Annotated in this window: 24 protein-coding genes; 12 read left to right on the top strand and 12 right to left on the bottom strand. The window is 68.3% G+C overall.

The features are described from left to right. The first annotated feature begins 101 nt into the window (after positions 1–101). Genes PcP3B5_RS21290 through PcP3B5_RS21310 form a run of 5 tightly spaced genes read left to right on the top strand, consistent with a single transcriptional unit; the run spans position 102 to position 2,589 of the window. Positions 102–707 (top strand): DUF4388 domain-containing protein, encoded by a 606-nt coding sequence (locus tag PcP3B5_RS21290; RefSeq protein ID WP_009621610.1) that lies wholly within the window; start codon positions 102–104, stop codon positions 705–707. Further along, positions 704–1,258: a GTP-binding protein gene (locus PcP3B5_RS21295; RefSeq protein WP_061562334.1), complete on the top strand. Its 555-nt coding sequence runs from the start codon at positions 704–706 to the stop codon at positions 1,256–1,258. Before PcP3B5_RS21290 ends, PcP3B5_RS21295 begins: the two co-directional genes overlap by 4 nt. Then, positions 1,255–1,623 carry a roadblock/LC7 domain-containing protein gene (locus PcP3B5_RS21300; RefSeq protein ID WP_009621606.1) on the top strand — a complete coding sequence of 123 codons (369 nt, stop codon included), beginning with the start codon at positions 1,255–1,257 and terminating at the stop codon, positions 1,621–1,623. Before PcP3B5_RS21295 ends, PcP3B5_RS21300 begins: the two co-directional genes overlap by 4 nt. A 10-nt stretch (positions 1,624–1,633) precedes the next feature. Next, positions 1,634–2,170 (top strand): protoglobin domain-containing protein, encoded by a 537-nt coding sequence (locus PcP3B5_RS21305; RefSeq protein ID WP_043270837.1) that lies wholly within the window; start codon positions 1,634–1,636, stop codon positions 2,168–2,170. Positions 2,171–2,214: 44 nt separating this feature from the next. Beyond that, a complete protein-coding gene (locus PcP3B5_RS21310; protein WP_043270838.1) occupies positions 2,215–2,589 on the top strand; it encodes a hypothetical protein in 375 nt (124 codons plus the stop codon). A 708-nt stretch (positions 2,590–3,297) separates the two neighbouring features. Here the strand turns inward: PcP3B5_RS21310 and PcP3B5_RS21315 are convergent. Next, positions 3,298–4,860: a sigma-54-dependent phenylalanine hydroxylase transcriptional regulator PhhR gene (locus PcP3B5_RS21315; RefSeq protein WP_009621602.1), complete on the bottom strand. Its 1,563-nt coding sequence runs from the start codon at positions 4,858–4,860 to the stop codon at positions 3,298–3,300. A 260-nt stretch (positions 4,861–5,120) separates the two neighbouring features. Between PcP3B5_RS21315 and phhA the strand changes: the two genes are divergently transcribed. The 3 genes from phhA (at position 5,121) to PcP3B5_RS21330 (ending at position 7,599) form a co-directional block, all read left to right on the top strand. After that, positions 5,121–5,909, top strand: coding sequence for a phenylalanine 4-monooxygenase (gene phhA, locus PcP3B5_RS21320; RefSeq protein WP_043270840.1), 789 nt, complete (start codon positions 5,121–5,123; stop codon positions 5,907–5,909). Positions 5,910–6,049: 140 nt separating this feature from the next. After that, complete coding sequence (locus PcP3B5_RS21325) at positions 6,050–6,406, top strand: 4a-hydroxytetrahydrobiopterin dehydratase (protein WP_009621600.1); 357 nt, start codon at positions 6,050–6,052, stop codon at positions 6,404–6,406. Next, positions 6,403–7,599: an amino acid aminotransferase gene (locus PcP3B5_RS21330; protein ID WP_061562335.1), complete on the top strand. Its 1,197-nt coding sequence runs from the start codon at positions 6,403–6,405 to the stop codon at positions 7,597–7,599. Before PcP3B5_RS21325 ends, PcP3B5_RS21330 begins: the two co-directional genes overlap by 4 nt. 55 nt (positions 7,600–7,654) lie before the next feature. On the opposite strand, the gene PcP3B5_RS21335 is transcribed toward PcP3B5_RS21330, so the two are convergent. Then, positions 7,655–8,686, bottom strand: coding sequence for an AraC family transcriptional regulator (locus tag PcP3B5_RS21335; protein WP_061562336.1), 1,032 nt, complete (start codon positions 8,684–8,686; stop codon positions 7,655–7,657). A gap of 113 nt (positions 8,687–8,799) precedes the next feature. Between PcP3B5_RS21335 and PcP3B5_RS21340 the strand changes: the two genes are divergently transcribed. Beyond that, positions 8,800–9,693, top strand: a complete 894-nt coding sequence (locus tag PcP3B5_RS21340) for a TauD/TfdA dioxygenase family protein (RefSeq protein WP_061562337.1) — start codon at positions 8,800–8,802, stop codon at positions 9,691–9,693. A 359-nt stretch (positions 9,694–10,052) separates the two neighbouring features. Here the strand turns inward: PcP3B5_RS21340 and PcP3B5_RS21345 are convergent, their stop codons facing one another. Further along, complete coding sequence (locus PcP3B5_RS21345) at positions 10,053–10,955, bottom strand: LysR family transcriptional regulator (protein WP_061563318.1); 903 nt, start codon at positions 10,953–10,955, stop codon at positions 10,053–10,055. Between the two features lie 108 nt (positions 10,956–11,063). On the opposite strand from PcP3B5_RS21345, the gene PcP3B5_RS21350 reads away from it, so the two are divergent. Further along, positions 11,064–12,134: an AbrB family transcriptional regulator gene (locus tag PcP3B5_RS21350; RefSeq protein ID WP_061562338.1), complete on the top strand. Its 1,071-nt coding sequence runs from the start codon at positions 11,064–11,066 to the stop codon at positions 12,132–12,134. A gap of 74 nt (positions 12,135–12,208) precedes the next feature. Continuing rightward, complete coding sequence (locus tag PcP3B5_RS21355; RefSeq protein ID WP_061562339.1) at positions 12,209–13,450, top strand: flavin monoamine oxidase family protein; 1,242 nt, start codon at positions 12,209–12,211, stop codon at positions 13,448–13,450. Positions 13,451–13,528: 78 nt separating this feature from the next. Here PcP3B5_RS21355 and arfB read toward each other — a convergent pair whose 3' ends face one another. Next, positions 13,529–13,942, bottom strand: coding sequence for an alternative ribosome rescue aminoacyl-tRNA hydrolase ArfB (gene arfB, locus PcP3B5_RS21360; RefSeq protein WP_061562340.1), 414 nt, complete (start codon positions 13,940–13,942; stop codon positions 13,529–13,531). Positions 13,943–14,178: 236 nt separating this feature from the next. Here arfB and PcP3B5_RS21365 point away from each other — a divergent pair, with 236 nt between their 5' ends. Beyond that, the gene (locus PcP3B5_RS21365; protein ID WP_043270853.1) at positions 14,179–15,102 is read left to right on the top strand and encodes a hypothetical protein; all 924 of its coding nucleotides are present in this window, start codon (positions 14,179–14,181) and stop codon (positions 15,100–15,102) included. Between the two features lie 190 nt (positions 15,103–15,292). Here the strand turns inward: PcP3B5_RS21365 and PcP3B5_RS21370 are convergent, their stop codons facing one another. The 8 genes from PcP3B5_RS21370 to PcP3B5_RS21405 all read right to left on the bottom strand — a co-directional run bounded on the left by PcP3B5_RS21370 (position 15,293) and on the right by PcP3B5_RS21405 (position 24,712). Beyond that, positions 15,293–15,670 carry an MliC family protein gene (locus PcP3B5_RS21370; RefSeq protein ID WP_043312837.1) on the bottom strand — a complete coding sequence of 126 codons (378 nt, stop codon included), beginning with the start codon at positions 15,668–15,670 and terminating at the stop codon, positions 15,293–15,295. Between the two features lie 102 nt (positions 15,671–15,772). Then, positions 15,773–17,182, bottom strand: a complete 1,410-nt coding sequence (locus PcP3B5_RS21375; RefSeq protein WP_061562341.1) for an amino acid permease — start codon at positions 17,180–17,182, stop codon at positions 15,773–15,775. Between the two features lie 1,110 nt (positions 17,183–18,292). Further along, positions 18,293–19,078, bottom strand: a complete 786-nt coding sequence (locus tag PcP3B5_RS21380) for an iron-containing redox enzyme family protein (protein ID WP_061562342.1) — start codon at positions 19,076–19,078, stop codon at positions 18,293–18,295. A gap of 62 nt (positions 19,079–19,140) precedes the next feature. Beyond that, positions 19,141–21,597 carry an EAL domain-containing protein gene (locus PcP3B5_RS21385; protein ID WP_061562343.1) on the bottom strand — a complete coding sequence of 819 codons (2,457 nt, stop codon included), beginning with the start codon at positions 21,595–21,597 and terminating at the stop codon, positions 19,141–19,143. A gap of 556 nt (positions 21,598–22,153) precedes the next feature. After that, complete coding sequence (locus tag PcP3B5_RS21390) at positions 22,154–22,756, bottom strand: DsbA family protein (RefSeq protein WP_162493542.1); 603 nt, start codon at positions 22,754–22,756, stop codon at positions 22,154–22,156. A 39-nt stretch (positions 22,757–22,795) separates the two neighbouring features. Then, on the bottom strand, positions 22,796–23,737 hold the full coding sequence (gene trhO / locus PcP3B5_RS21395; protein WP_061562344.1) for an oxygen-dependent tRNA uridine(34) hydroxylase TrhO: 942 nt from the start codon (positions 23,735–23,737) through the stop codon (positions 22,796–22,798). 110 nt (positions 23,738–23,847) lie between these two features. Next, positions 23,848–24,153, bottom strand: coding sequence for a BolA family protein (locus PcP3B5_RS21400; protein WP_061562345.1), 306 nt, complete (start codon positions 24,151–24,153; stop codon positions 23,848–23,850). Between the two features lie 13 nt (positions 24,154–24,166). Continuing rightward, complete coding sequence (locus tag PcP3B5_RS21405) at positions 24,167–24,712, bottom strand: DUF2059 domain-containing protein (RefSeq protein WP_145923935.1); 546 nt, start codon at positions 24,710–24,712, stop codon at positions 24,167–24,169. Positions 24,713–24,845: the final 133 nt, after the last annotated feature.

The following is a 24,845-nucleotide window of genomic DNA, read 5'->3' on the forward strand; positions in this document are numbered from 1 at the left end:
TGTCATAACAACGCCTCCCCTTATCATCTCGGCGCATCACGAATCGCGCACTGACTTCCTACCAGGACAGGGCGCCCAGCCCGCCCTGGAGGACACTTCGTTTGGCAATTTTCGGCAAGCTCTCCGACTTCCCGCTCGCGGAAGTCCTCTCGGTCATCGGCAAGCGCGCAGGCCAGCTGACGCTTGAAGAAGCGGACGGCAGGCGGCTCCGCCTGCGGCTGCAGAACGAACGGCTGCTCGGCCTGAGCCTCGAGCAGCCGATCGGCGAGCCGGGCGAGATCAAGCGCGCCCTGCAGTCGATCGGCGACGCCAGCTTTCACTTCGAACCCACGCCGCCCATGGAGGCGAAACCCGGCCAGCACCTGCCCATCGACCAGGTGCTCGCCAGCCTGGCGCCGTCGTCCCGGGCGGAGCCGTCGGTGCATCCGGACACGCGTTTCGTGCTGATCCGCGGGCGCACGGTGACGCTGCCGGCCGAGCTCGACGCCTTCCTGGCCAGGGCCATGCCCCTGCTGGCCGAGGGTTGCAGCGCGCGGCAACTGGCCCAGGCGCTGAAGCTGGAAGTCCGCGAGACCTGCGCATCCCTGCAGCACCTGCGGGAGATCAAGAAAATCTGGCCGGTGCGCGCCCACGAGAGCGCCGGTGCATCGACGAAACATGCCAACCCCACCCTCGCCAGCCGTCTGAAGAGGCTCTTCCGCCCATGAACCAGGACAGCGCACCGCCGATCAAGGTCGTCGTCTCCGGGCCCGTGGGCTCGGGCAAGACCACCCTGATCCGCAACCTCTCGCAAATCCCCGTCGTCGACACCGAGGTGCCCAGCAGCGAAGCCATCGGCAAGGCGAACACCACTGTGGCGCTGGACTTCGGCCGGATCACCCTGGGCGCCACCGACATCCATCTGTTCGGCACGCCCGGCCAGGAGCGCTTCAGCTTCATGTGGGAACTGCTCAGCGAAGGCGCCGACGGCCTGGTGCTGATGCTGGCCGCCGACCACCCGGAACAGTTCGGCCAGGCCCGCAGCATCCTCGAAGCGATCACCAGCGTGCAGCCGGTGCCCTTCATCGTCGCCCTCACCCACTGCGACGCCGACGACCAGGCCTGGGTGCCGGCCGAGGTCGCCGCCTACTTCGATCTGCCACCGCAGCACGTCATCGCCACGGACGCCCGCGACCGGCAGAGCGCCTGCGATGTCCTGGTACAGCTGCTGGCCAACGACGATCCATCACCCGACCCCCACCACGGAGAAACCCCATGACCCGACAAGAACGCCTGCAAGCCGAACTCGACCGCCTCCGGCAGTCGGTCCCCAGCATCCGCGGGGTGCTGCTCGGCAGCCTGGACGGCATGCCCATCGTCGACGCCATCAGCGACCATGGCATCGAACCGGCGCGCATCGCAGCCATGGCCGCCGCTGCCCTGGGCGTGGGCCGGCGCATCGGCGAAACCCTCAAGAGCGGCGCGATGAAGGAACTGAGTCTGCTGGCGGAAGACGGCCGGGTGTTCATCCACCTGGCCGGCGACAAGGCCTGCCTGGCGATCGTCGCCGCACGCGACAGCAACGTGGGCCTGATCAACCTCGAAGTGGCGGACAGCCTCGCCACCCTCGACAGCATTCTCTGAGGAGCCCCCCATGCATGCAGACCGACTGTCCTGGGCCACCAAGGACGCCGCCATCGTTCACGAACTGATCGCCCTGCTGGACCTGTCCGACAAGGAATGCGCACTGCTCGCAGGCCTTGCCGAACAGGCGAAGGCCATCAGCCCGGCGCTGATCGAAGACTTCTACCAACGCCTGCTGAGCCAGGAGGCCACCCGCGAATTCATCACCGACCAGAAGCGCCTGGGGGAATCCCTGGCCACCTGGTTCTGCGAACTGTTCGGCGGCGTCTACGACGACACCTACGCGCTCAAGCGCCTGAACATCGGCCTGATCCACGTGCGCATCGGCCTGCCGGTGCGCTACCCGCTGGTCATGCTCGACCTGATCGCCCGCTACGGCGAAGAGGTGGCCGGCCAGGCCGGCGCCGAGGCGCTGACGGCCTTCCGCAAAGTCCTGGCGCTGGACGTGGCGACCTTCAACCAGGCCTACGAGAACAACCAGCTGCAACACCTGGCCGACCTCACCGGCAACGAACGGCTGGCCCGCCGCCTGCTGTCCGGCGGCTGAGCCGGGCGCTACCCTTCGCGGATTCCCCCGACGGACCGCGAGACATGGCCGAGAAAGACCGCGATTGGTACTGGCAGAACCTGAAGAACCCCGGCCAGCCCGGCGAACCACCGCCGCGTCGGCGGCAGTGGTACCTGCGCCGGGCGTTCAAGCACCTGCTGCAACTGGCCCTGCTGGTGGCGCTGGCGATAGGCGCCGGCGCCCTCTGGCAGAACCCTGCCAGCCACCAGTGGGGCGAGGCGCGCTGGCACGCCCTGCTCGGCCGCCTGGGCCTGGAGCGCCCGGCCGACAAGGTCACGGCCCAGCCCATGAAGTACACCGACAGTTCCCGGAGCCTGGCCGAGTGCATCAAGCCGGGGAACCTGATCGACGACGAGGTGCGCGCCTGCGTGAAGGGGCAGCGGGTAAAGACCTGGTGACATCCGCCGGCGGGTTCTATCGCGGGCGGAGTCCGCTCCTACGCGATCCCCATCCACACCATTCCCATGTAGGAGCGCGCCCTGCGCGCGATTCGCGGGCAGGGCCCGCTCCTACAGGGAGGCACGGTGCAAAGAGGCAAACCGAGCGGATCTTATTCGCGATCCGGCTGGCGTGTGTCGGTGATCGCGGACGGAGTCCGCTCCTGCCATACCGGCGGGCACGGCTTCTCGTAGGATGGGTTGAGCTTGCGAAACCCATGCGGTTGCGGTGATGGGTATCGCTTCGCTCAACACCATCCTACGGCGGCACGGGACAACCCGTAGGGCGCACAACGCCTACGGCGTTATCCGCCGTTTGACCGACCTCACGGCCAACGGCGGATAACCGCGAACGGTTATCCGCCCTACGGTCGGGCACGGGTGTAGGAGCGGATTCATCCGCGATCGCGGACATGGTCCGCGACACCATGACGTCGAAGTTGCGCTGATGGGTATCGCTTCGCTCAACGCCATCCTACGAAAAGCCGTGCTTCCTGGAACCGTAGGAGCGGATTCATCCGCGATCGCCCTCTCCCCAGCCCTCTCCCGCTTGCGGGAGAGGGGGCTGTCCGGTGTGGGCGGATAGTCTGGAGTCGGCCGGGAATCCGGGTTCGCGAGCAAGCTCGCGCCTACAGGGGCGGAGCCCGGGCCAGGAGCCGAACCCCGATGTCAGGACTCCCCGCCCTGCCCCAACCCATGCTGGCGCAGCTTGTTGGCGATGGTGGTGTGCGACACGCCCAGGCGCTTGCCCAGCAGTCGGCTGCTGGGGTGCTCGCGGTAGAGGCGCTCCAGCACCGCGCGTTCGAAGCGGCCGACGATGGCGTCGAGGCCGCCTTCCAGGGAGAAGTCGCCCAGCGGGTGCGGCGCGCCGTAGTCCGGCAGGCGGATGTGCTCGACCTTGATGGTGCCGCCCTCGCACAGCGACACCGCCTGGAACAGCACGTTCTCCAACTGGCGCACGTTGCCCGGCCAGTGGTAGCGGCCCAGGCGGTCCATGGCCTGGGGCGCCAGCTGCGGCAGCGGGCAGCCGATCTGCCGGCTGGCCTGGTCGAGGAAGTGCTCCACCAGCGGCGTCAGGCCGTCGAGGCATTCGCGCAGCGGCGGGATGTGCAGCGACAGCACGTTGAGGCGGTGGTACAGGTCCTGGCGGAACTCGCCCTTGGCGCACAGCTCGGACAGGTCCACCTGGGTGGCGCAGATCACCCGCACGTCCAGGTACACTTCCTCGTCGCTGCCCACCCGGCGGAAGCAGCCGTCCTGCAGGAAGCGCAGCAGCTTGGCCTGCAGGCGCGGGCTCATCTCGCCGACGCCATCGAGGAACAGGGTGCCGCCGGCGGTCAGCTCCAGCAGGCCGAGCTTGCCTTCCGGGCGCGCGCCCTCGAAGGCGCCGGGGCCGTAGCCGAACAGCTCGGTCTCGGCCATGGATTCCGGCAGCCCGGCGCAGTTCAGCGCCATGAACGGCGCCTGGCCGCGCGGGCTGGCCAGGTGGCAGGCTCGGGCCAGCAGCTCCTTGCCGGTGCCGGTCTCGCCCTCGATCAGCAGCGGCGCGTCCAGCGGCGCCATGCGCCTGGCCTCGCGCACCACCGCGGCCATCACCCGCGAGCTCTGGAAGATGCTGTCGAAACCGCGCAGCTCGTGCTTGCGCACGTTGTAGATGCGCTCGCCGACGCGGTCGGCGCGGTGCAGGGTGAGCACGGCGCCGGCCAGGGCCTCGCTTTCGTCGTGTTCGGATTGCAGCGGGGCGATGTCGGCGAGGAACACGTCGCCCTTGATCTTCACCCGCAAGCCGTTGATCCGCGCCTTGTTGGCGCGCACCAGTTCCGGCAGGTCGAGGTCCTCGGCGTAGCGCGCCAGGGGAATGCCCGGCACCTCGTCGACGCGCACCCCGAGCAGCTGCGCGGCGGCGCGGTTGCCGGCGACGATCTGCCCGGCCATATCGATGGACAGCACCGGGAAGTCCAGCGCCGCCAGCAATGCGTTGAGCTCCAGGTGGCGGCGCTCGCTGGGCATCAGGCCGACGCGCTTGACGCCGAACACCCCGGGAATGACCTCCAGCTTGGGCTTGAGCGACTGGAACTGCAGGTTGATCAGGTTCGGGCAGAGCAGGTAGATGGCGTTGCCCTGCTCGCCGCCGACCTCGCCGCGGTTGACGTTGATGCCGTAGTCGACCAGCAGGTTGAGGATGTCGCGCAGGATGCCGACGCGGTTCTGGCAGTGGACTTTGATACGCATGGCGAGCCCGGAGATTGTCGTTGTGCGGGGCGGCGCCCGGCCGGATTTCGCCGGCGAGGCGGAAATTTCCGTCAAGAATATGTGACAGCAGACGCCAGCAGCAAGCCGATGACTCGCGATTCGGCGCGATTCGTAATCTTTTCTTTACGGGCGAAGGGGATTTGCAGCGCTCGCCCAAGGCCCTCGGGGGCTGCATGGGCACGCCGACGCGGCTATTGATGAGGCATCAAAACAACAAAGGCCTCGAAGCCGGAGGACCCATGAAGACAACGCAGTACGTGGCCCGCCAACCTGACGAAGACGGTTTCATCCACTACCCCGAAACCGAGCACCAGGTCTGGAACACCCTGATCACCCGCCAGCTCAAGGTGATCGAAGGCCGCGCCTGCCAGGAATACCTGGACGGCATCGAGCAGCTCGCCCTGCCCCACGAGCGCATCCCGCAACTGGGCGAGATCAACAAGGTGCTGCAGGCCGCCACCGGCTGGCGCGTGGCCCGCGTCCCGGCGCTGATCCCGTTCCAGACCTTCTTCGAATTGCTGGCCAGCCAGCAGTTCCCGGTGGCCACCTTCATCCGCACACCGGAGGAGCTGGACTACCTGCAGGAGCCGGACATCTTCCACGAAATCTTCGGCCACTGCCCGCTGCTGACCAACCCCTGGTTCGCCGAATTCACCCACACCTACGGCAAGCTCGGCCTGGCCGCCAGCAAGGAAGAACGCGTGTACCTGGCGCGGCTGTACTGGATGACCATCGAGTTCGGCCTGCTCGACACCCCGCAGGGCCGGCGCATCTACGGCGGCGGCATCCTCTCCTCGCCGAAGGAGACCGTCTACAGCCTCTCCGGCGAGCCCGAGCACCAGGCCTTCGACCCCGTGGAAGCCATGCGCACACCCTACCGCATCGACATCCTGCAGCCGCTGTACTTCGTGCTGCCGGAGCTCAAGCGCCTGTTCGAGCTGGCCCACCAGGACATCATGGCGCTGGTCCGCCAGGCCATGCAGCTGGGCCTGCACGCGCCCAAGTTCCCGCCGAAGCAGGCAGCCTGAACCCCGAGGCCTGCCCGACATCTTTTCGTAGGAGCGAGCTTGCTCGCGAACAAACGCAGTGCCATGCGGTTCGCAAGCAAGCTCGCCTCTACAGTCCTAAGATCAATATCTTGCGTGACGCCCCCTACAAGGAGAACCCCATGACCGCCCTCAACCAAGCCCATTGCGAAGCCTGCCGCGCCGACGCGCCCCACGTCTCCGACGAAGAACTGGCGACCCTGATCAAGCAGATTCCGGACTGGAACATCGAGGTCCGCGACGGCCACATGGAGCTGGAGCGCGTGTACCTGTTCAAGAACTTCCGCCACGCCCTGGCCTTCACCAACGCCGTAGGCGCCATCGCCGAGGAGGAAGGCCACCACCCGGACCTGCTCACCCAGTGGGGCAAGGTCACCGTCACCTGGTGGAGCCACGAGCTCAAGGGCCTGCACCGCAACGACTTCATCATGGCCGCGCGCACCGACGAGCTGGCCAAGGTCGCCGAAGGCCGCAAATGAACCACTTCGCCCCCATCCCGCGCGTGCCGGGCGACCCCATCCTGGGACTGCTCGACGCCTACCGCGCCGACCCCAACCCGGCCAAGCTGGACCTGGGCGTGGGCGTCTACAAGGACGCCCAGGGCCTGACGCCGATCCCCCGCGCAGTGAAGCTGGCCGAGCAGCGCCTGGTGGAGCACGAGACCACCAAGAGCTACGTCGGCGGCCACGGCGACGCGCTGTTCGCCGCGCGCCTGTGCGAACTGGTGCTGGGCAGCGACTCGCCGCTGCTGGCCAGCCAGCGCGCCGACGCCAGCCAGACGCCCGGCGGCACCGGCGCCCTGCGCCTGGCCGCGGACTTCATCGCCCGCTGCCTGCCCGGCCGCGGCATCTGGGTCAGCGATCCGACCTGGCCGATCCACGAGACGCTGTTCGCCGCCGCCGGCCTGAAGGTGCACCACTACCCCTACGTCGGCGCCGACAACCACCTCGACGTGGAAGGCATGCTCGCCACCCTGGAAAAGGTGCCCCACGGCGACGTGGTGCTGCTGCACGCCTGCTGCCACAACCCCAGCGGCTTCGACCTGGCCTACAACGACTGGCAGAAGGTGCTGGAAGTGGTGCGCCGCCGCGAGCTGCTGCCGCTGATCGACTTCGCCTACCAGGGCTTCGGCGACGGCCTGGAGGAGGATGCCCGCGCCGTGCGGCTGTTCGCCGAGAGCCTGCCGGAGCTGCTGGTGACCAGCTCCTGCTCGAAGAACTTCGGCCTCTACCGCGACCGCGTCGGCGCGCTGATCGTCTGCGCCGCCAATGCCGAGCAACTGGGCAACGTGCGCAGCCAGCTGGCCAGCCTGGCGCGCAACCTCTGGTCCACGCCGCCGGCCCATGGCGCCGAGGTGGTGGCGACCATCCTCGGCGACCGCGACCTCAAGCAGGTCTGGCTGGAGGAAGTCACCGCCATGCGCACGCGCATAGCCGGGCTGCGCCTGGGCCTGGTCGAGGCGCTGCAGCCCCACGGCCTGGCCGAGCGCTTCGCGCACATCGCCATCCAGCGCGGCATGTTCTCCTACACCGGCCTGAGCCCGGAACAGGTGCGCCGCCTGCGCGAGGAACACAGCGTGTACCTGGTCGGCAGCGGCCGCGCCAACGTCGCCGGGCTGGACGCCAGCCGCCTGGACGACCTGGCCAGGGCCATCGCCGCGGTCTGCGCCTGAAAACTATTTCCACCCTCGCTCGACCGGCCGCTGGCCGGTCTTTTTTTGCCCGGGTTCAGCGCGGCGACAGCGGCCCGGCCTGGCGCTTCCAGCGCCCCGGGGTGGTCCCGGTCCAGCGTTGGAAGGCCCGGCAGAAGCTGGCCGCCTCGGCATAACCCAGGCACTGGGCGACGCCGTTCAGGTCCATGCGCGACTCCAGCAGCAGGCGCTCGGCCAGGCGCAGGCGGATGCCGTCGCTCAACGGCTGGAAGCGCTGCCCTTCGGCGGCCAGGCGGCGCTGCAGGGTGCGTTCGGAAAGCCCCAGGCGCTGCGCCACCTCACGGCAGCCCGGCAGACTCGCGGCATCGCGCACCAGCAGGCGCTGCACCGCCCGCGCGGTGGGCGTGGCGGCCAGGGGCAGCGCCAGCTCCTCGCAGAGCTTCTCGCACAGTTGCTCGCCGCTGCTGCGGCTGTCCGGGTTGGCCTGCGGCAGGCTGGCCTCCAGGTCGGCGCGGGCGAACAGCAGGGCGTTGCGCGGGGCGCCGAAGCGCACCGGGTACGGCCAGGCGCGGGCGTAGGCGTCGAGGTCGGCCGGCGCCTCGGCGCGCAGCTCCAGCGCCAGCGGCTGCACCGGGCGCTGCAGCAGTTCGCCGGCCAGTTGCAGGCAACCGGCAATGCCGCGCTCGACCACGAAGGCGCGGGCGTCCGGCGGCAGCACCTGGTCGTCGAAGATCATCCAGTGCCCGCGCGGCTCGGCCTCGCGGCTCACCGGGCACAGCGTCAGGGCCAGGCTCTGGTAGCGGCCGAAGGTCTCGAAGGCTTCCCGCAGGCTGCGGCAGGCGAGCATGGTGAAGCCCAGCAGCCCCAGCGAAGTGAGGTGGTAGCGGCGCCCGGCGGCGAAGCCCAGGCCGGGGCGGGCGCCCTGTTGCAGCAGGTTGCGGATCACCGCCAGCTCCTGCCAGGCCTGGATCTGCGCGTGGCGCCCGCTGAGTTCGCGCGGCTCGATGGCGCTGCCCACCAGGCAGGCCTCCGCGGCCAGGCCCTCGCTGCGGGCGCAGTCGAGCAGGTGGCGCACGCCGGTGATGTCACGGGTCTGTCGCCAGTCCATGGGGCCTCCTGCAAGTGGCGGGAATCATCAATTTCTGGCGCCGATCATCATGGCGCAAGTACGCCGCGGCGACCATCCTCAACAGGCCGACAACACCAACAAGAGGGCACCCCATGTTCGAGTTCTTCTACGCCTTGCCGAGCCAGAACCGCGCCGCCAGCTACCGTCACTTCCAGATCGTCCCGGCCACCGGCGCCATAGGCGCGGACGTCTGCGGCGTCGACCTGCGCAGCCTCGGCGAGGAAGGCTTCGCCGAGCTGCGCCAGGCGCTGCTGGCGCACAAGGTGCTGTTCATCCGCGGGCAGTCGCTGGGCGTCGAGGACCTGGAGGCGGTCACCCTGCGCCTCGGCGAATTCGGCCGCGAGCCCTACGTGCAGGGCCTGCCCGACCATCCCCACGTGGTGCGGGTGGTCAAGGAAGCCGACGAGAAGACGCCGGTGGTGTTCGGCGGCGCCTGGCACAGCGACTGGTCGTTCCAGGAGCGCCCGCCGGCCTTCACCCTGCTCTACGGCCACGACATCCCGCCGTTCGGCGGCGACACCCTCTACGCCAACCTGGCGCTGGCCTACGAATGGCTGTCGCCCAAGCTGCGCGCACAACTGGAGAGCCTGGACGCCATCCACAGCCCGGAACGCGCCTACGGCGCCGAGGCCAAGCACAACGAGCTGATGGAGAATATGGCGGTGCGCTACGGCAACGCCGACGGCGAGACCCGCTCGCACCCGCTGGTGACGCGCCACCCGGAAACCGGCAAGAAAATACTCTTCGTCAACCCGGCCTACACCAGCGGCATCAATGGCATGCGCCCGGCCGAAGCGCAGCCGCTGCTGGACTACCTCTACGGCATCGCCACCCAGCCGGCCTTCACCTGCCGCATGCGCTGGAGCCAGGGCACCCTGGCGATCTGGGACAACCGCAGCACCTGGCACTACCCGGTGTCGGACTACCACGGGATGCGGCGTGAGATGTATCGGACTACGGTGGTGGGGGAAGTGCCGAGTCGGTGAGAGGCGCTGCTTTTCTGCTTTGCTGCTTTGCTGCTTTTCTGCTTTTCGTAGGAGCGAGCTTGCTCGCGAACAGCGTTTACCGGCGGCAACTGTGTTTCAGATTGACTCCGCTCCCTCTCCCCAGCCCTCGGCTGCGCGCCCCGCCCTGAAGGGAGAGGGGGCTTGTCCGTGCCGAGAGTAGGAATGGTTTCAGCCGAAAACCTTCGGAGTTGCCGGCTGACTCAGGAATACCCACGTACTCCGAACGGTCCCCTCTCCCTTCAGGGAGAGGGTTAGGGAGAGGGAACAGAGGTGAGCCCGGCAGCGGAGTCACCGGGGAGCTTGTTCGCGAGCAAGCTCGCTCCTACGAAAAGCCCAGCTCACTCCCCCGCAAACCTCTGCGCATGCTCCCGCAACATCCCCCGCAACAACTGCGCCGCCGGCGACAGATAGGCCCCCTCCCGCACCGCCAGGCCCATGGTCCGCGTCAAGGTGGTTTCCGCCAGCCTCACCTCGCGCAGTTGGCTCATCCCATGCAGCCCGCCGTCCAGCGTTTCACGGGCGACGAAGCTGAGCAGCCGGGTGCGGGCGATCAGGTTGGGCAGCATGGGAATGGCGTTGGTCTCGATCTGCACCCGCGGCGGCGGCAGGCCGTGGGCCTGGAAGGTGGCGTCCATCCAGCGCCGCGACGACACGCTGGGCGCCGGCAGCACCCAGCGGTAGCGGCACAGGTCGGCGATGGCCACCGGGCCGTCGAACAGCGGGTGCTCGCGGCTGGCCACCACTACCACCTGGTCCTGCAGCAGCGGCTCGCTGACCAGATGCGCGTCGTCGAGGATGCGCGAGCAGATCGCCATGTCCAGGCGCCCGCCGCGCAGGGCCTCGCGCAATACGTCGTCCTGGCCCAGGGACAGGCTGATGGTCACCTCCGGGGCGCGCCGCAACAGTTCCTCCACCAGCGGCGGCAGCAGGTACTCGGCCATGGTCGCGGCGCAGCCCAGGCGGATGTTGCCCACCAGGCCGCTGGCGAAGTCGCGCACCTCGCGGCGCGTCTCCTCGATGTCCTGGCGCAGCTGGCGGGCGCGCTGCAGCATCAGCTCGCCGGCCGGGGTCAGGCGGATGCGCCGGCCCTCGCGCTGGAACAGGCTGGTGCCCAGGGACTGCTCCAGGCGCTGGATGCTCTTGGTCAGCGCCGGCTGGCTGCGCCCCAGGCGGTCCGCCGCGCGGCCCAGGTGGCCGAGCTCGGCGATGGTTTCGAAATAGGCAAGATCGCGCAGGTCCATGGCGGCCACCGATAGATTTCAGGAATGAATTCATGACTATTAGAAAATGGACTTGATGGATTGCGCTATCGATAATTTTCCCCGTTGTCCGCAGTCGGGAGCCTTCGCGTGTCCAGCCCTCCAGCCCAGAGCCTCAGCCGTATCCCCGCCAGCCTGCAGTGGCCGGCCCTGATCCTGGCGGCCGGCGGCGCCGGGCAGTTGCTCGCCTGGCTGGGCATCCCCGCCGCGCTGTTCCTCGGCCCCATGCTGGTGGCCATCACCTTCGGCGTCGGCGGCGCCGGCATCCGCCTGCCGCGCCAGGCCTTCCGCCTCAGCCAGGGCTGCATCGGCCTGCTGGTGGCCCACGCCATCAACTGGTCGGTGCTGCAGGCCATGGCCGCATCCTGGCCGCTGATGCTCTGCGCCACCCTGCTCACCCTGCTGCTCAGCGCCCTGGTCAGCTACGCCATGGTGCGCTTCGGCGGCATCCCCGGCAGCACCGCCGCCTGGGGCACGGCGCCCGGCGGCGCGGCGGCCATGGTGGCGATGGCCGAGTCCCACGGCGCCGATCCGCGGGTGGTGGCGACCATGCAGTACGTGCGGGTGGTCTGCGTGGTCATGGCCGGCGCCCTGGTCGGCCGCCTGCTGGGCCTGGAAGGCGGCGGCTCGGCGGCCCACAGCACGCCGCTGAACGACGCCGGCCACCTGCCCGACCTGGTCAACTGCCTGCTGCTGATCTTCGTCGGCGTCAGCCTGGGCGCGCGCCTGCCGGCCGGCCCGCTGCTGGTGCCGCTGGTGGCCGGCGCGGCGCTGCAACTGGGCGGGCTGCTGCAGATCGCCCTGCCGCACTGGCTGCTGGTGCTGGCCTACGGGGTGATCGGCTGCTACATCGGCCTGCGCTTCGACCGCGCCAGCCTGGCCTACGTCGGCCGCCACCTGCCGGCCATGCTGGTCAGCGCCCTCGGCCTGATCCTCAGCTGCGCGCTCTTCGCCTGGGCCCTGGCGGCCGTCACCGGCATGGACTTCCTGTCCCTCTACCTGGCCACCAGTCCCGGCGGCCTGGACGCCATGGCGATCATCGCGGTGGACACCCATTCCGACGTCGGCCTGGTGCTGGCCATGCAGACCCTGCGGCTGTTCGTGGTGCTGTTCAGCGGCGTGTCCATCGCCCGCCTGGTGATCCGCCTGAGCCACGCCTGAAGCGCGGCGCCTTGTGCGCGCGGCCGGGGGCGTCCAAGATCGGAAGCCCTTCGACTCGGCCAAGAACAGCCCCCATGCACCGCCCCACCGCCTGGCACGTCACCCACTGGAGCGACGACCCCTTCAGCCTCGGCGCCTACAGCGCACTGCTGCCCGGCGGCAGGCCCGCACACCGCGCCGCCCTCGGCGCCTGCCTGGACGGCCGCCTGGTGCTCGCCGGCGAAGCCTGCAACCCGCGGGCGCCGGCCATGACCCACGGCGCCTGGGACGACGGCCTGCGCGCCGCCGAGCTGGCCCTGCGCGCGGGCGCCCGCCGGGTGATCGTCATCGGCGCCGGATGCGCCGGCCTGGCCGCCGCGCGGCGCCTGCGCGAGCAAGGCGTCGACTGTGTGGTGCTGGAGGCCCGCGAGCGCATCGGCGGGCGCACCCACAGCATCCGCCTGGGTGATGCCAGCGTAGACGTCGGCGCCGCCTGGCTGCAGCAGTTCGCCGACAACGCCCTGGCCCGCGAGGCGCTGGCGCTGGACCTGGCGCTGGCGGAAACCGACTTCGCCCAACCGCTGGCCGCCGCCAGCGACGGCCCGCTGCCGGACATAGACGCGGCCTGGCAGGCCCTGCGCAACGGGCTGGACCGGCGACTGCCGCTGGCTGAGGCGGTCGAGCGCTACCTGGCCGACCTGGACGCCGCGCAGGCCCGCGCCACAGGTTTCGCCATCGACGCCAACCTCGTCCTCGAAGCCTGCCTGCCGCTGGCGCAGCTCTCGGTGGACGCCCTGGACGAGGAAGGCGTCGGCAACGGCGACCGTTTCCTCCCCGGCGGCTACGGCCAGTTGATCGCGCACTTGGCGCAAGGTCTGGACATCCGCCTGGGCCAACTGGTGACGCACATCGACTGGTCGGGCGAGCAGGTGCGGGTGAACGACGAGCGCGGCGACTTCTGCATCTGCAGCGTGCCGCTGGGCGTGCTCAAGACGCTGCGCTTCACCCCGGCGCTGCCGGCGGCGCAGCAGGATGCCCTGGCCCACCTGGGCATGGGCCGCCTGGAGAAGGTGGTGCTGCAGTTCGAGCGGCGCTGGTGGCCGCGCTCGCCCTCGGGCTACCTGCGCTGGTACGACAGCCCGGCCAGTTGGGGCGAATGGCTGGACCTCACCGACGCCGTGGGCGTGCCGACGGTGGCCGGGCTTATCGCCGCCGACGCCGTGGAACGCCAGTTCGCCGGACGCAGCGACGAGCAGATCGCCCTCGCCGCCCGCGATGCCCTGCAGGCCTGGGCCGCCGCGGTGGAAGGTTCACGCCAGATATCCCAGGCTCCGTAGGATGGCGTTGAGCGCAGCGATACCCATCGATGGGAGTCGCTTCGCTCGTCCCCTCCTGCGCAGAGCCGGCAGCCCCTTTCAGTAATCCACCTTGCCGCGCCCGGCCTTGATCGCCCCGCGCTTGCTCTTGCCCTCCAGGCGGCGGGTCTTGGAGCCGAGGGTCGGCCGCGTCGGCTTGCGCTTCTTCTGCACCGTGGCCACCGAGCGGATCAGCTCGGCCAGGCGCTCCAGCGCATCCTCGCGGTTCTGTTCCTGGGTGCGGTACTGCTGGGCCTTGATCACCACCACGCCGTCGCCGCTGATGCGCTGGTCGCTCAGCGCCAGCAGGCGCTCCTTGTAGAAATCCGGCAGCGACGAGGCGCGGATGTCGAAGCGCAGGTGCACCGCGCTGGACACCTTGTTGACGTTCTGCCCGCCGGCGCCCTGGGCGCGGATGGCGCTCAGCTCGATTTCGGCGTCGGGGATCTGCACGGCGTTGGAGATGACGAGCATGGCGGGGAATTCGGACGGAGGGAAAGCACAGCATAACGCGCAATCGCCAGCAGGCACAGAACGCAGCACGGCGCGGCGCAAGGCCGATTCCTGACTCGCGGATCAATTTTTGAATACACTTATGTATACAAAAATCTCTTGCAATGAATCCAACAGACCTTTAGAACCGTCCCTGTCCGGCCGCGGGCAGTCACGCGGCAACCGGCCCCATAACAACAACAAGATCGAGGTGCAGCATGTTCCGCCCGGTATCCTCCGTGCCGGCGCCCAGCGCCGTCCGCCAACACCCGCATACGTCCCGCCGCCTGAGCACCGGTAGCCGTATCGCCCTGAGCGCCGCCCTATTGGCCGGCCTCCCCCTGGACGCGGCCTTTGCCGACGACGACCGCTTCTTCGAGTGGACCAGCAACACGCTGGGCTTTCGCTACGGCCAGCAGTTCACCAACCCGAACAACCCGGACAAGTTCGCCAAGCGCATCTACAGCTTCAGCCACGCCGACGGCTATCGCTACGGCAGCAACTTCTTCCACCTGGACGTGTTCCTCTCCGACAGCCGCGACCCGCGCAAGGGCACCGACCACGGCGGCAGCGAGGTCTACGCGGTGTACCGCCACCAGTTGTATGCCTCGCGGGTGTTCGACGTGCCGCTGGGCAAGGGCCTGGTGAAGGATCACGCGCTGACCTTCGGCTTCGACGCCAGCCGCAACAACAACCTGGCCTCGGCGAAGAAGCGCGCCCTGGTGATAGGCCCCACGGTGAAGTTCAACGGCGCCGGCGTGCTCGATCTGAGCCTGCTGTACTACCGCGAGAAGAACCACTTCGGCGTGCCCGGCGCAAAACATCCGGACCACAGCTTCGACGGCACCTACATGCTCAACCTGACCTGGCTGAAGCCCTTCCAGCTCGGCGAGCGCATGGCCAAGTTCCAGGGTTTCCTCAACCACGTCGGCGAGAAGGGCGAGGACTACAACGACAAGGACACCGCCGCCGAGACGCTGGTGCGCACCTCGCTGATGGTGGCGGCCCTGCCCGGCGCCAAGCGCCAGCCGAACCTCTGGCTCGGCGTGGGCTACGAGTACTGGCACAACAAGTTCGGCGTGGACGGCGGCACCGGCAGCCGCACCTCGACGCCGACGGTGAACCTGGAGTTCAGTTTCTGAGGTTCGGGCCTCGGTACGGGTACGGCTTCTCGTAGGAGCGAGCCCCGTAGGATGGGTTGAGCGAAGCGATACCCATCACCAATGCCCGCATGGGTTTCGCAGGCTCAACCCATCCTACGAAAGCACCTCGGCGCAGCTCTCACCAATGAAAAAGCCCGGCGCAGGCCGGGCTTTCTTCATCGCGACGAACTCAGCGCTCCTTGCAGGAAACCCCGTCGGCGGGCTCGCCGCCCTTCCAGTCCTTGTACAGGGTGGCTTCCTCGCCCTTGGTCCACCAGATGTACTGGCCGGCGGCGTACTTGGCGCCGGAGGCCGAGATGACGTTGGCGAACACCAGGCTGGCGCTGTCGCTCACCGGCACCACCGCCAGGTGGTTGTCGCCCTTGTTCAGGTACTGGACGCTGAACTTGCGGCCGTCGTCGCACTTGTAGTCGACGCTGCGCGAATCCAGCTTGGCGTCGCCGGGCAGGACCAGCGCGTCCACCGGCGGCGCCTTCTTCTCCTCGCCGCCACAGGCGGCCAGCAGCACGGGAACGGCGGCGGCCAGCAGCCAGAATGCTTTTTTCATGGGTGTCCCTCTGACGAAAAATGGCCAGGACACTCTAGCCAAGGTTCGCCGCCGGCGGCAACGCCGCGCGTCCCGGCGAAAAGTCGGGCGCGCGGCTCGCCCTCATTCGGCCAGTGCCAGCACCGGCTGCGCGGCGCGCGAGCGCTTGAGGCGGTAGCAGGCGAACATCACCAGCAGCCACAGCGGGATCACGTACACCGAGACCTGGATGCCCGGGATCATCGCCATCACCCCGAGGATGAACACCACGAAGGCCAGGCACAGCCAGTTGCCGTAGGGGTAGAAGATGGCGCGGAAGGCGGTGCGCACGCCGTCGCGGTCCATGCGCTGGCGGAACTTCAGGTGCGCGTAGCTGATCATCGCCCAGTTGATCACCAGCGCCGCCACCACCAGCGACATCAGCAGCTCCAGCGCCTGGTGCGGGATCACGTAGTTGACCACCACGGCGAGGAAGGTCACCAGCGCCGACACCAGCAGCGCGCGCACCGGCACGCCGCGCTTGTCCACCTTCGCCAGGGCGCGGGGCGCGTCGCCCTGCTCGGCCAGGCCGACCAGCATGCGCCCGTTGCAGTAGGTGCCGCTGTTGTAGACCGACAGCGCCGCGGTGAGCACCACGAAGTTGAGGATGTGCGCGGCGGTGTCGCTGCCCAGCAGCGAGAACACTTTCACGAAGGGGCTGCCGCTGTAGTCGTCGCCGGCCGCGCTGATGCTCTGCAGCAGGCTGTCCCAGGGCGTCAGCGCGAGCAGCACGGCCAGGGCGCCGACGTAGAAGATCAGGATGCGCCAGAGCACCTGGTTGATCGCCTTGGGGATCACCGTCTTCGGCTGGTCGGCCTCGGCGGCGGTGAAGCCGAGCATCTCCAGGCCGCCGAAGGAGAACATGATGAAGGCCATGGCCATCACCAGCCCGCTGGCGCCGTTGGGGAAGAAGCCACCATGGCTCCACAGGTTGCTCACGCTCGCCTGCTCGCCGCCGTGGCCGGAGAACAGCAGCCAGCAGCCGAGCAGGATCATGCCGACCACGGCGCTGACCTTGATCATCGCGAACCAGAACTCGGCCTCGCCGAACAGCTTGACGTTGGCCAGGTTGATGAGGTTGACCAGCACGAAGAACACCGCGGCGCTGGCCCAGGTGGGCACGTCCGGCCACCAGTAGTGCACGTACTTGCCCACCGCGGTGAGTTCGGACATGCCGACCAGGATGTACAGCACCCAGCAGTTCCAGCCGGAGAGGAAGCCGGCGAAACCGCCCCAGTATTTGTGGGCGAAGTGGCTGAAGGAGCCGGCCACCGGCTCTTCGACGATCATCTCGCCGAGCTGGCGCATGATCAGGAAGGCGATCACTCCGGCGATGGCGTAGCCGAGCAGCATGGATGGCCCGGCCGACTTGAGCACCCCGGCCGAGCCGAGGAACAGGCCGGTGCCGATGGCGCCGCCGAGGGCGATCAGCTGGATGTGGCGATTCTTCAGGCCGCGCTGCAACTGGCCTGCGTGCTGGGTATCACGCGTCATTGCGTCACCTTTTGTTGTTATCTGTGACGGATCGGGCCCCGCGGTTCGTGGCCGCGCGGCATGCAAGGCGCATCGCGCCGCGACGAATTGCCGCCGGGCGCGGGGCAGGCGCCATATCAGCGGCTGCGGTCGCGGCGAACAAGTCCGCGACCCTTGTGGGAAAGCGCCCGGCCAGCGTCGCGGGCGGCAGCTTTTCGTTACAGCCATGGCGGGTTGCGCAGTGCGTCGGCGGCCGCGTAAAGCCTTCGTTACACAGCGGTTCGTCAGGTTTCCAGGGTAGATGCACGGCGCTACACCGCTGTGGATGGTGGCGTAGGGCGGATAACCGTTCGCGGTTATCCGCCGTCGAACCCGAGAGCCATGTTCTTGCTTGCGAAGGAGCCCCACAGTGGAGAGTGTTCGCGAGCAAGCTCGCTCCTACGAGAAGCCATGCTCGCCTGCAACGGAGCGGACCTTGTCCGCGATAGCCGGGGGTATCGGCGCGATTCGCGGATGAGATCCGCTCCTACGCTGCCCCACCCGCACCATTCCCATGTAGGAGCGCGCCCTGCGCGCGAATCGCGGGCAGGGCCCGCTCCTACAGGTCACCGTGAGGCGTGGCACTCTCCCCCAAGGAGCGGACCTTGTCCGCGATAGCCGGGGGTATCGGCGCGATTCGCGGATAAGATCCGCTCCTACGCTGCCCCACCCATGCCGTAACCATGTAGGAGCGCGCCCTGCGCGCGAATCGCGGGCAGGGCCCGCTCCTACAGGTCGCCGTGCGGCGTGGCATTCTCCCCCAAGGAGCGGACCTTGTCCGCGATAGCCGGGGGTTCCGGCGCGATTCGCGGATGAGATCCGCTACGCTGCCCCACCCATGCCGTAACCATGTAGGAGCGCGCCCTGCGCGCGAAATCGCGGGCAGGGCCCGCTACAGGTTGCCGGGGGCACGGTATTCCTCCCCCGTAGGAGTGGACCTTGTCCGCGATTAGCCGGAGCCTCCGGCGCGATTCGCGGATGAGATCCTACGCCGCCCCACCCGCACCATTCCCATGGGCGGCGCAATCCGCCTGCCTCTACGCCTGCCTCTACGCCTGCCTCTACCCCGCCAAACGCCCCCGAGGCGGGGTCTCAGCCGGCCACGCGCACCTGCGGGCGGCGCGAGGTGCCGGCCAGTTCCTGGGCCAGGCAGTGGTCGAGGAACAGTTCCATGTAGCGGAAGCTATTGCAGATGGCCGCGCGCAGTTCGTCCCAGCGCCCGGGGGCGATTTCCTGGCCGCACAGGGTGCAGATGATCTCCAGGGCTTCCCAGGGGTGGTCGTCGTCGTAATGGGCGTGCAGGCGCAGCCACTTCATCGCGCTCTTGCGCAGTTCCGCCGGCAGCGTCTGCTCGTAGGCGTCGCTGGAGCAGACCAGCGCCGACCAGTCGCCGGTCACGCCCTCCACCGCGTAGTTGGTGGCCGCCATGGCCACCGCCAGGTCGTCCGAGGCGCTGCTGTGCCAGCACCAGTGGCCGAGGGCGTGCAACGCCTCGGGCACCTCCTGCGCACGCAGCGCCGCCAGGCCCACGCCATAGGCCTCGGCCCAGCGCAGCCAGTGGTCGGCGTGGTTCAGTTCGACGCGGATGTTGCGCATCAGCCAGCGCCGCGCCATGTCCTCGCCGGGGGAACGGCCGAAGCGCGTCTTCAGCAGGTTCTGTGACATATAGAGGGGGAACTGCTCGACCACCGGCCAACCGCCGATGAGGTAGGTGCGCATGGTCGCGGCGCCAATCTGGCCGTCGCGCAGGCGGCGGTAGAACTCGTGCCCGGAGACCGCGCGGCGGGCGCCTTCGCAGGCGGCCACCAGATCCTGTGCCCACTGCGGGTAGCTGGTCAGGTCCTTCAGCGACCCGACGCGGAGAAATGCTTCGTTCATGCTGGCCCATCCTTGTGCGTCGACGAAATCGACCGCCAGACTAGATGACGGGCCGCCGGCTGTCACCGTCCGGAGGTGGTGTCCGGCTCCACCAGGGCCGGCTCCGCCTGCCCGGAATAGTGACGGTTGAACGGCAGCGGGCGGCCCACGGCGTAACCCTGGGCATAATCGATACCGATTTCCCGCAGCACCTCAAGGATTTCCTCCGACTCGACGAACTCCGCCACCGTGCGCTTGCCCATGACGTGGCCGATCTGGTTGATCACCTGGACCATGGCGCGGTCGATGGGGTCGTCGAGCATGTCCTTGATGAAGCTGCCGTCGATCTTCAGGTAGTCCACCGGCAGGTGCTTGAGGTAGACGAAGGACGACATGCCGGCGCAGAAGTCGTCGAGGGAGAAGCGGTAGCCCATGGCCTTGAGTTCATGGATGAACTGGGTGGCGCTGACCAGGTTGGCGATGGCGCTGGTCTCGGTGACCTCGAAGCAGATGTTCTCCGGCGCCAGGCCGTAGGCCGGCTGCAGTTCGCGGAGCATCTGGATGAAACTGGCGTCGCCGATGGTGGCGCCGGACAGGTTGATGGCGCAGGTGGCGATCGGCTCGCAGCCGGCCTCGCGGCGTTCGGCGAGGATCTCGAAGGCGCGGTTGGCCACCCAGCGGTCGATCAGCGGCATCAGGCCGTAGCGCTCGGCGGCCGGGATGAAGTCGTTGGGCGGCACCAGGCGGCCGTTCTCGTCCAGCACACGCAGCAGCAGCTCGACGTGCAGGCCCTCCTCGGCCTGCGGGTCGACGGCGCGGATGCGCTGGGCGAACAGGCGGAAGCGGTCCTCGTCCAGGGCTTGGCGGATGCGCTGGACCCAGGCCATCTCGCCGAAGCGCATGGACAGCTCGCTGTCGTCCGGGCTGAACACCTGGGCGCGATTGCGGCCCTTCTCCTTGGCCAGGTAGCAGGCCATGTCGGCGCAGCGCAGCGCCTCCTCCACCGACACCAGCATGGCCGTGACGTGCACCACGCCGATGCTGACGGTGATGTTGAAGGGCCGCCGGTCCCAGACGAAGTGCAGGTTCTCGACGCCCTGGCGGAGGTTCTCGGCGATCTGCTCGGCGACCTCCGGCGGGCAGTTCTCCAGCAGCACGCCGAACTCGTCGCCGCCCAGGCGCGCCAGGGTGTCGCCCTCGCGCAGGCAGCTTTCGAGGACGCTGCAGGCCTGGCGCAGCAACTCGTCGCCGGCGGCGTGCCCGCAGGTGTCGTTGACCAGCTTGAACTGGTCCAGGTCGAGGTACATCAGGCTGTGGCGGTCGTTGCGCTGCGCCGAGCGCTCCAGCGCCTGCTCCAGGCGGTACTCGAACTCGCGGCGGTTGCTCAGGCCGGTCAGGGAATCGTGGGTGGCCTGCCAGGACAGGCTTTCCATGTACTGCCGCTCGCGGGTCATGTCGTGCAGCACCAGCGCCGCGCCGACGATGCGCCCGCCGACGCGGATCGGCGTGCCCACCAGGGTCACCACCACGCCGCTGCCGTCCAGGCGCTGCAGCAGCTTGCTGATCTCGCTGCCGGCCTCCACCTCGCCGCGCAGGACCTGCCCGACCAGGGCCAGGTCCTCTTCCTCGGAGGTCTCGTCGAGCATGCGCAGCAGCGACTTCAGCGGCAGCCCCACGGCCATCTCGCTGTCCCAGCCGATCATGCGTTCGGCGGCCGGGTTGAGGTAGGCGATGTGGGCGTTCTCGTCGATGGTGATGACCGCGTCGCCGATCGCCGCCAGGGTCGTCTGGGCCTTCTCGCGCTCGCTGTCCAGGGCGCTCTGGAAGGCGCGCTGGGCCAGCAGCAGGTTGCGCGTGCGCCAGGCCGCCAGGAGGATCAGGGCCAGGCCGCTGACGACGTTGGCCGCCAGCAGCAGGCGCATCACCGAGCGCGAACCCTGGGCGAGCGCAGCGCTGAAGGCCATGGAGGCGGGGGTCACGCCTTCGTTGATGGCCTGGATGCGCTGGTCCCAGTAGCTGATGTCGCCGGGGCCGACCTGGCCGGTCTGGATGCGCTGGTGCATCTCTTCGGCGATGGCCTGGAGCTGGTCGAGGTAGCGGTCGCCCTCCTTCCAGTAGCGCACCGCCTCGTTGAAGTAGCTGAAGTCGTGGAAATAGCGGTAGAGGGTGATGATGGCGCCGACGTCGTCGGGATGGTTGCCGCCGGCGAGGATGCCTTTGCGCGCCAGTTCGTAGTCCGGCTGCGGGCTGTCCAGGGCGGTGCGCAGCAGGCGGTCGCCGAGGGGGATGGCGATGGCTTCCTGGTAGCGCCGGTAGTCGTCGGCGTCGCGCGTCTCGCCGTAGCGCTGCAGGTAGTGGATGGCGTCCTTCTGGCCCTTGGACCAGAGGCTCTCGCCGCCGACGTAGGCGCGCACTCCCGAAATCAGGTAAAGGCTGCCTACGCCAAGCAATCCCTGCAGCAGGACCACGGCGATGAACGGCCATACCAGCTTCCACAGCCGGGAGTCATGGCGAATACGGCTCTGCCCAGTAGCACCCATGGATATTGTCGGATTCCTTTCGTGTCCTTACCGCTGCGGCAGCCCGCCGTAGCCGGACTGGAGCGCAACGGCCCCTCCTTACTCTTAGCGCATGGTAGCCATTCCACAAGGCGGGGGTACAGGGCCTGGGCCGAGGAAAATCTCAAAATTGTCCGACAATATGCCGCCGGCCGTCGCCTGCGCCGCTGCCAACCCCTGCGCCAGGGCCTCCGGTCAGCCGATGGGCGACAGTGGCGCGCTTCGTCGGTGGTGGACGTGTCGGCGCTGCCGGGCAATTCCGTTCGCGAACGCGAAGCGCAGCGATGCGGATTCAGGATGACGTCGAGCGATCAGGCCACGCCGGCCGCCGGGGAGCGCCGTTCGCGAGCAAGCTCGCTCCTACATCCGCCGGCAAACACCATGCCCGTAGGGTGGGTTGACATGAAGCGATACCCATCCTACGAAAAGCGCCTCGGCGCGGGCGGCAAGACAGTGGCGTCGGCATGACAGGAGGAACACCGACGTAGGATGGTGTTGAGCGAAGCGATACCCATCACCACCAACAGCGAAACAGGAATCAGCCCTGGCGGCCGCGCTCCAGCCAGCGTTCCAGCAGCGGCGCCAGTTCTTCAAGCGGCTGGTAGCCATTGGTCAGCAGGGCCAACTGGCCATTGCGCTCGGCCAACAGGGTGGGGAAGCCGGCGATGCCCAGGTCGCGGGCCCAGGAGAAGTCGGCCTGGGTCGCCAGGTGGTTTTCCTGGCTGTCGAACAGCTCGGCGAACTCGATGCGCGGCAGGCCGACGCTTTCGGCCAGCTGCGCCAGGGTCGCGGCCTCGGTGACGTCGCGTCCCTCGACGTAGAAGGCCTGCTGGATGGCCTTGACCAGCGCCCAGGCGGCCTCCTCGTCCAGGCGCCGGGCGGCGACCACCGCGCGGCAGGCCGGCTCGGTGTCGTAGACGAAGCCTTCGGGCAGCGCGCCCTCGAAACGGAACGGCTGGCCGGTGGCCTGCTGCACCGCCTGCCAGTGCTCGAGGATGTAGCGCCGGGTGGTCGGCTCCAGCGCCGCGCCATGGCCGGTGCGCAGCCCGCCCATGACCAGCGCCAGCGGTACGCCGGCGGCATCCGCCTGCTCGATCAGCGCCTGGGCCACCGGGGCGAAACCCCAGCACCAGGAGCACATGGGATCCATCACGTAGAGCAGGCGGGCGTTGGCCAAGGATCAGTCCTCCAGGACGGCCTGCCGCGGGTCGCGGCCGATGGGGTGGGGCTGGTTGCGCAGCTTCGCCAGTTCGATCTGCTTCTGCCGCTCGCGGGCGCTGGCGCGGGTCTTCTCGCTCAGCGTGTCCCAGCAGTGCGGGCAGCTGATGCCCGGGGCGTAGTGCTCGCTGGCGCGGTCCAGGGCAGAGATCGGGTTGCGGCAGGCGTGGCACTGGTCGTAGTCGCCCTCGGTGAGGTCGTGGCGCACGGTCACCCGGTTGTCGAACACGAAGCAGTCGCCGCGCCACAGGCTCTGTTCCTCGGGCACTTCCTCCAGGTACTTGAGGATGCCGCCCTTGAGGTGGAAGACCTCTTCGAATCCCTCGCCGAGCATGTAGCTGGAGGCCTTCTCGCAGCGGATGCCGCCGGTGCAGAACATGGCGACCTTCTTGTGTTTGGCCGGGTCGTAGTGGGCCTTGACGTATTCGGGGAACTCGCGGAACGACTTGGTCCTGGGATCGACGGCGCCTTCGAAGGTGCCGATGGCCACTTCGTAATCGTTGCGGGTGTCGATCAGCAGCACCTCGGGGTCGCTGATCAGCGCGTTCCAGTCCTGCGGCTCGACGTAGGTGCCGACGCGGCGATTGGGGTCGACGCCGGGCACGCCCAGGGTGACGATCTCTTTCTTCAGCTTGACCTTGGTGCGGTAGAACGGCTGCTCGTCGCAGTAGGATTCCTTGTGGTCGACGTCGGCCAGGCGCGGGTCCCGGCGCAGCCAGGCGAGCAAGCCGTCGATGCCCTCGCGGGTGCCGGACACGGTGCCGTTGATGCCTTCCTCGGCGAGCAGCAGGGTGCCCTTGATGCCGTTGTCCAGCAGGGTCTGCAGCAGGGGTTCGCGCAGCGCGACGTAGTCCGGCAGGGAAACGAACTTGTACAGCGCCGCCACGACGATGGAGCGGGTCATGGGGTACATCCTCCAGTGGTCGCCCGCGTAAAGGGCGGACCGGGTCAGAAAAGACAACGCCGGCATCGGTTGCCGGCGTTGGCGCATTCTACCGCAACGACCGGGCAGCGTCAGTGGTCGTGCTTGCTGCCGCCGCGGCAGGTCGGCGAGTCGGGCGCGCTGCCCTGCCCGGCCCACTCCTCGGGGGTGTAGGTGTGCAGCGCGAGGGCGTGGAACTGGCCCATCAGCTCGCCGAGGGTGGCGTAGACCTTCTGGTGTCGCTTGACCGAATTCAGCCCGGCGAACACCGGGCTGACGATCACCGCCTTGTAGTGCGTTTCCTGCCCGCGGCTGTGCATGTGGCTCTCGTCCAGCACCTGCAGGTGCTGCGGTTCGAGGCCGGCCAGGGCGGACTGGATACGTTCCTGCATGCTCATGTCGCTGTTTCCGTCACTTCTTCGCCGGGGCCTTCACGCCCAGTTCCTTGTCCATGTCGCCCAGCAGCTTGTTCACCGGGTCGACCGCGGTCTGCAGCTTGGCCTGGGTCAGCTGGGCGGACTGCGCGGTCAGGCGCGGCATCTTCTGCAGCACTTTCTGGCCCAGGGGCGAGGCGTAGAAGTCGTTCAGCTGCTTGAGCTCGGACTCGGTGAAGTTGTCCGAATAGAGCTTGACCAGCTCCGGCTTGATCTTCTCCCAGCCCACCGCGCGGTCCAGCTCGGCGTTGGCCTTGGCCTGGTAGCGGTCGAGCACCGCCTTCTTGCTGTCCGGCGCCTTCGCCTGGGCGAAGTGCTGGGCGAACATCTGCTGCACCTGGGCGTAGACCGGCACCGTGAGCTTGTCGGCGTGGACCTGCTTGAGGAATTTCTCGGCCTCGGCGGACGAATCAGCCAGGGCCATGGAGCTGAAACCAACGAGGAGTGCAGCGGTGCAAATCTTGCGAAGGGCGGTCATGGGCAGTCCTTGAGTCTGTCTGGTGTGTCCCTTGGGACCCGCCATTCTGCGCCTAAGTTCTGAAAGCCCTCAAGCGGGAGCCGAGCAACGGCGTTTATGCCAGCCCAGTGGCAGAAATGACTGAAAGTTGCTGCCTACCCTTGTTCTGCCAGCGGCGAATCGGCATGCTGGGTCAGAT

Source organism: Pseudomonas citronellolis (genome assembly GCF_001586155.1).
Taxonomy (GTDB): domain Bacteria; phylum Pseudomonadota; class Gammaproteobacteria; order Pseudomonadales; family Pseudomonadaceae; genus Pseudomonas; species Pseudomonas citronellolis.

Bases quoted from the DNA above. Each gene is read 5' to 3' on its own strand.
- PcP3B5_RS21300 (WP_009621606.1), top strand. From the start codon at position 1,255: ATGACCCGACAAGAACGCCTGCAAGCCGAACTCGACCGCCTCCGGCAG.
- PcP3B5_RS21365 (WP_043270853.1), top strand. From the start codon at position 14,179: ATGTTCCGCCCGGTATCCTCCGTGCCGGCGCCCAGCGCCGTCCGCCAA.
- PcP3B5_RS21385 (WP_061562343.1), bottom strand. From the start codon at position 21,597: ATGGGTGCTACTGGGCAGAGCCGTATTCGCCATGACTCCCGGCTGTGG.
- PcP3B5_RS21345 (WP_061563318.1), bottom strand. From the start codon at position 10,955: ATGGACCTGCGCGATCTTGCCTATTTCGAAACCATCGCCGAGCTCGGC.
- PcP3B5_RS21370 (WP_043312837.1), bottom strand. From the start codon at position 15,670: ATGAAAAAAGCATTCTGGCTGCTGGCCGCCGCCGTTCCCGTGCTGCTG.
- PcP3B5_RS21390 (WP_162493542.1), bottom strand. From the start codon at position 22,756: ATGTGCTCCTGGTGCTGGGGTTTCGCCCCGGTGGCCCAGGCGCTGATC.
- PcP3B5_RS21325 (WP_009621600.1), top strand. From the start codon at position 6,050: ATGACCGCCCTCAACCAAGCCCATTGCGAAGCCTGCCGCGCCGACGCG.
- PcP3B5_RS21400 (WP_061562345.1), bottom strand. From the start codon at position 24,153: ATGAGCATGCAGGAACGTATCCAGTCCGCCCTGGCCGGCCTCGAACCG.
- PcP3B5_RS21305 (WP_043270837.1), top strand. From the start codon at position 1,634: ATGCATGCAGACCGACTGTCCTGGGCCACCAAGGACGCCGCCATCGTT.
- phhA (WP_043270840.1), top strand. From the start codon at position 5,121: ATGAAGACAACGCAGTACGTGGCCCGCCAACCTGACGAAGACGGTTTC.
- PcP3B5_RS21380 (WP_061562342.1), bottom strand. From the start codon at position 19,078: ATGAACGAAGCATTTCTCCGCGTCGGGTCGCTGAAGGACCTGACCAGC.
- PcP3B5_RS21355 (WP_061562339.1), top strand. From the start codon at position 12,209: ATGCACCGCCCCACCGCCTGGCACGTCACCCACTGGAGCGACGACCCC.
- PcP3B5_RS21315 (WP_009621602.1), bottom strand. From the start codon at position 4,860: ATGCGTATCAAAGTCCACTGCCAGAACCGCGTCGGCATCCTGCGCGAC.
- PcP3B5_RS21335 (WP_061562336.1), bottom strand. From the start codon at position 8,686: ATGGACTGGCGACAGACCCGTGACATCACCGGCGTGCGCCACCTGCTC.
- PcP3B5_RS21310 (WP_043270838.1), top strand. From the start codon at position 2,215: ATGGCCGAGAAAGACCGCGATTGGTACTGGCAGAACCTGAAGAACCCC.
- PcP3B5_RS21375 (WP_061562341.1), bottom strand. From the start codon at position 17,182: ATGACGCGTGATACCCAGCACGCAGGCCAGTTGCAGCGCGGCCTGAAG.
- PcP3B5_RS21330 (WP_061562335.1), top strand. From the start codon at position 6,403: ATGAACCACTTCGCCCCCATCCCGCGCGTGCCGGGCGACCCCATCCTG.
- trhO (WP_061562344.1), bottom strand. From the start codon at position 23,737: ATGACCCGCTCCATCGTCGTGGCGGCGCTGTACAAGTTCGTTTCCCTG.
- PcP3B5_RS21295 (WP_061562334.1), top strand. From the start codon at position 704: ATGAACCAGGACAGCGCACCGCCGATCAAGGTCGTCGTCTCCGGGCCC.
- PcP3B5_RS21405 (WP_145923935.1), bottom strand. From the start codon at position 24,712: ATGGCGGGTCCCAAGGGACACACCAGACAGACTCAAGGACTGCCCATG.
- PcP3B5_RS21340 (WP_061562337.1), top strand. From the start codon at position 8,800: ATGTTCGAGTTCTTCTACGCCTTGCCGAGCCAGAACCGCGCCGCCAGC.
- arfB (WP_061562340.1), bottom strand. From the start codon at position 13,942: ATGCTCGTCATCTCCAACGCCGTGCAGATCCCCGACGCCGAAATCGAG.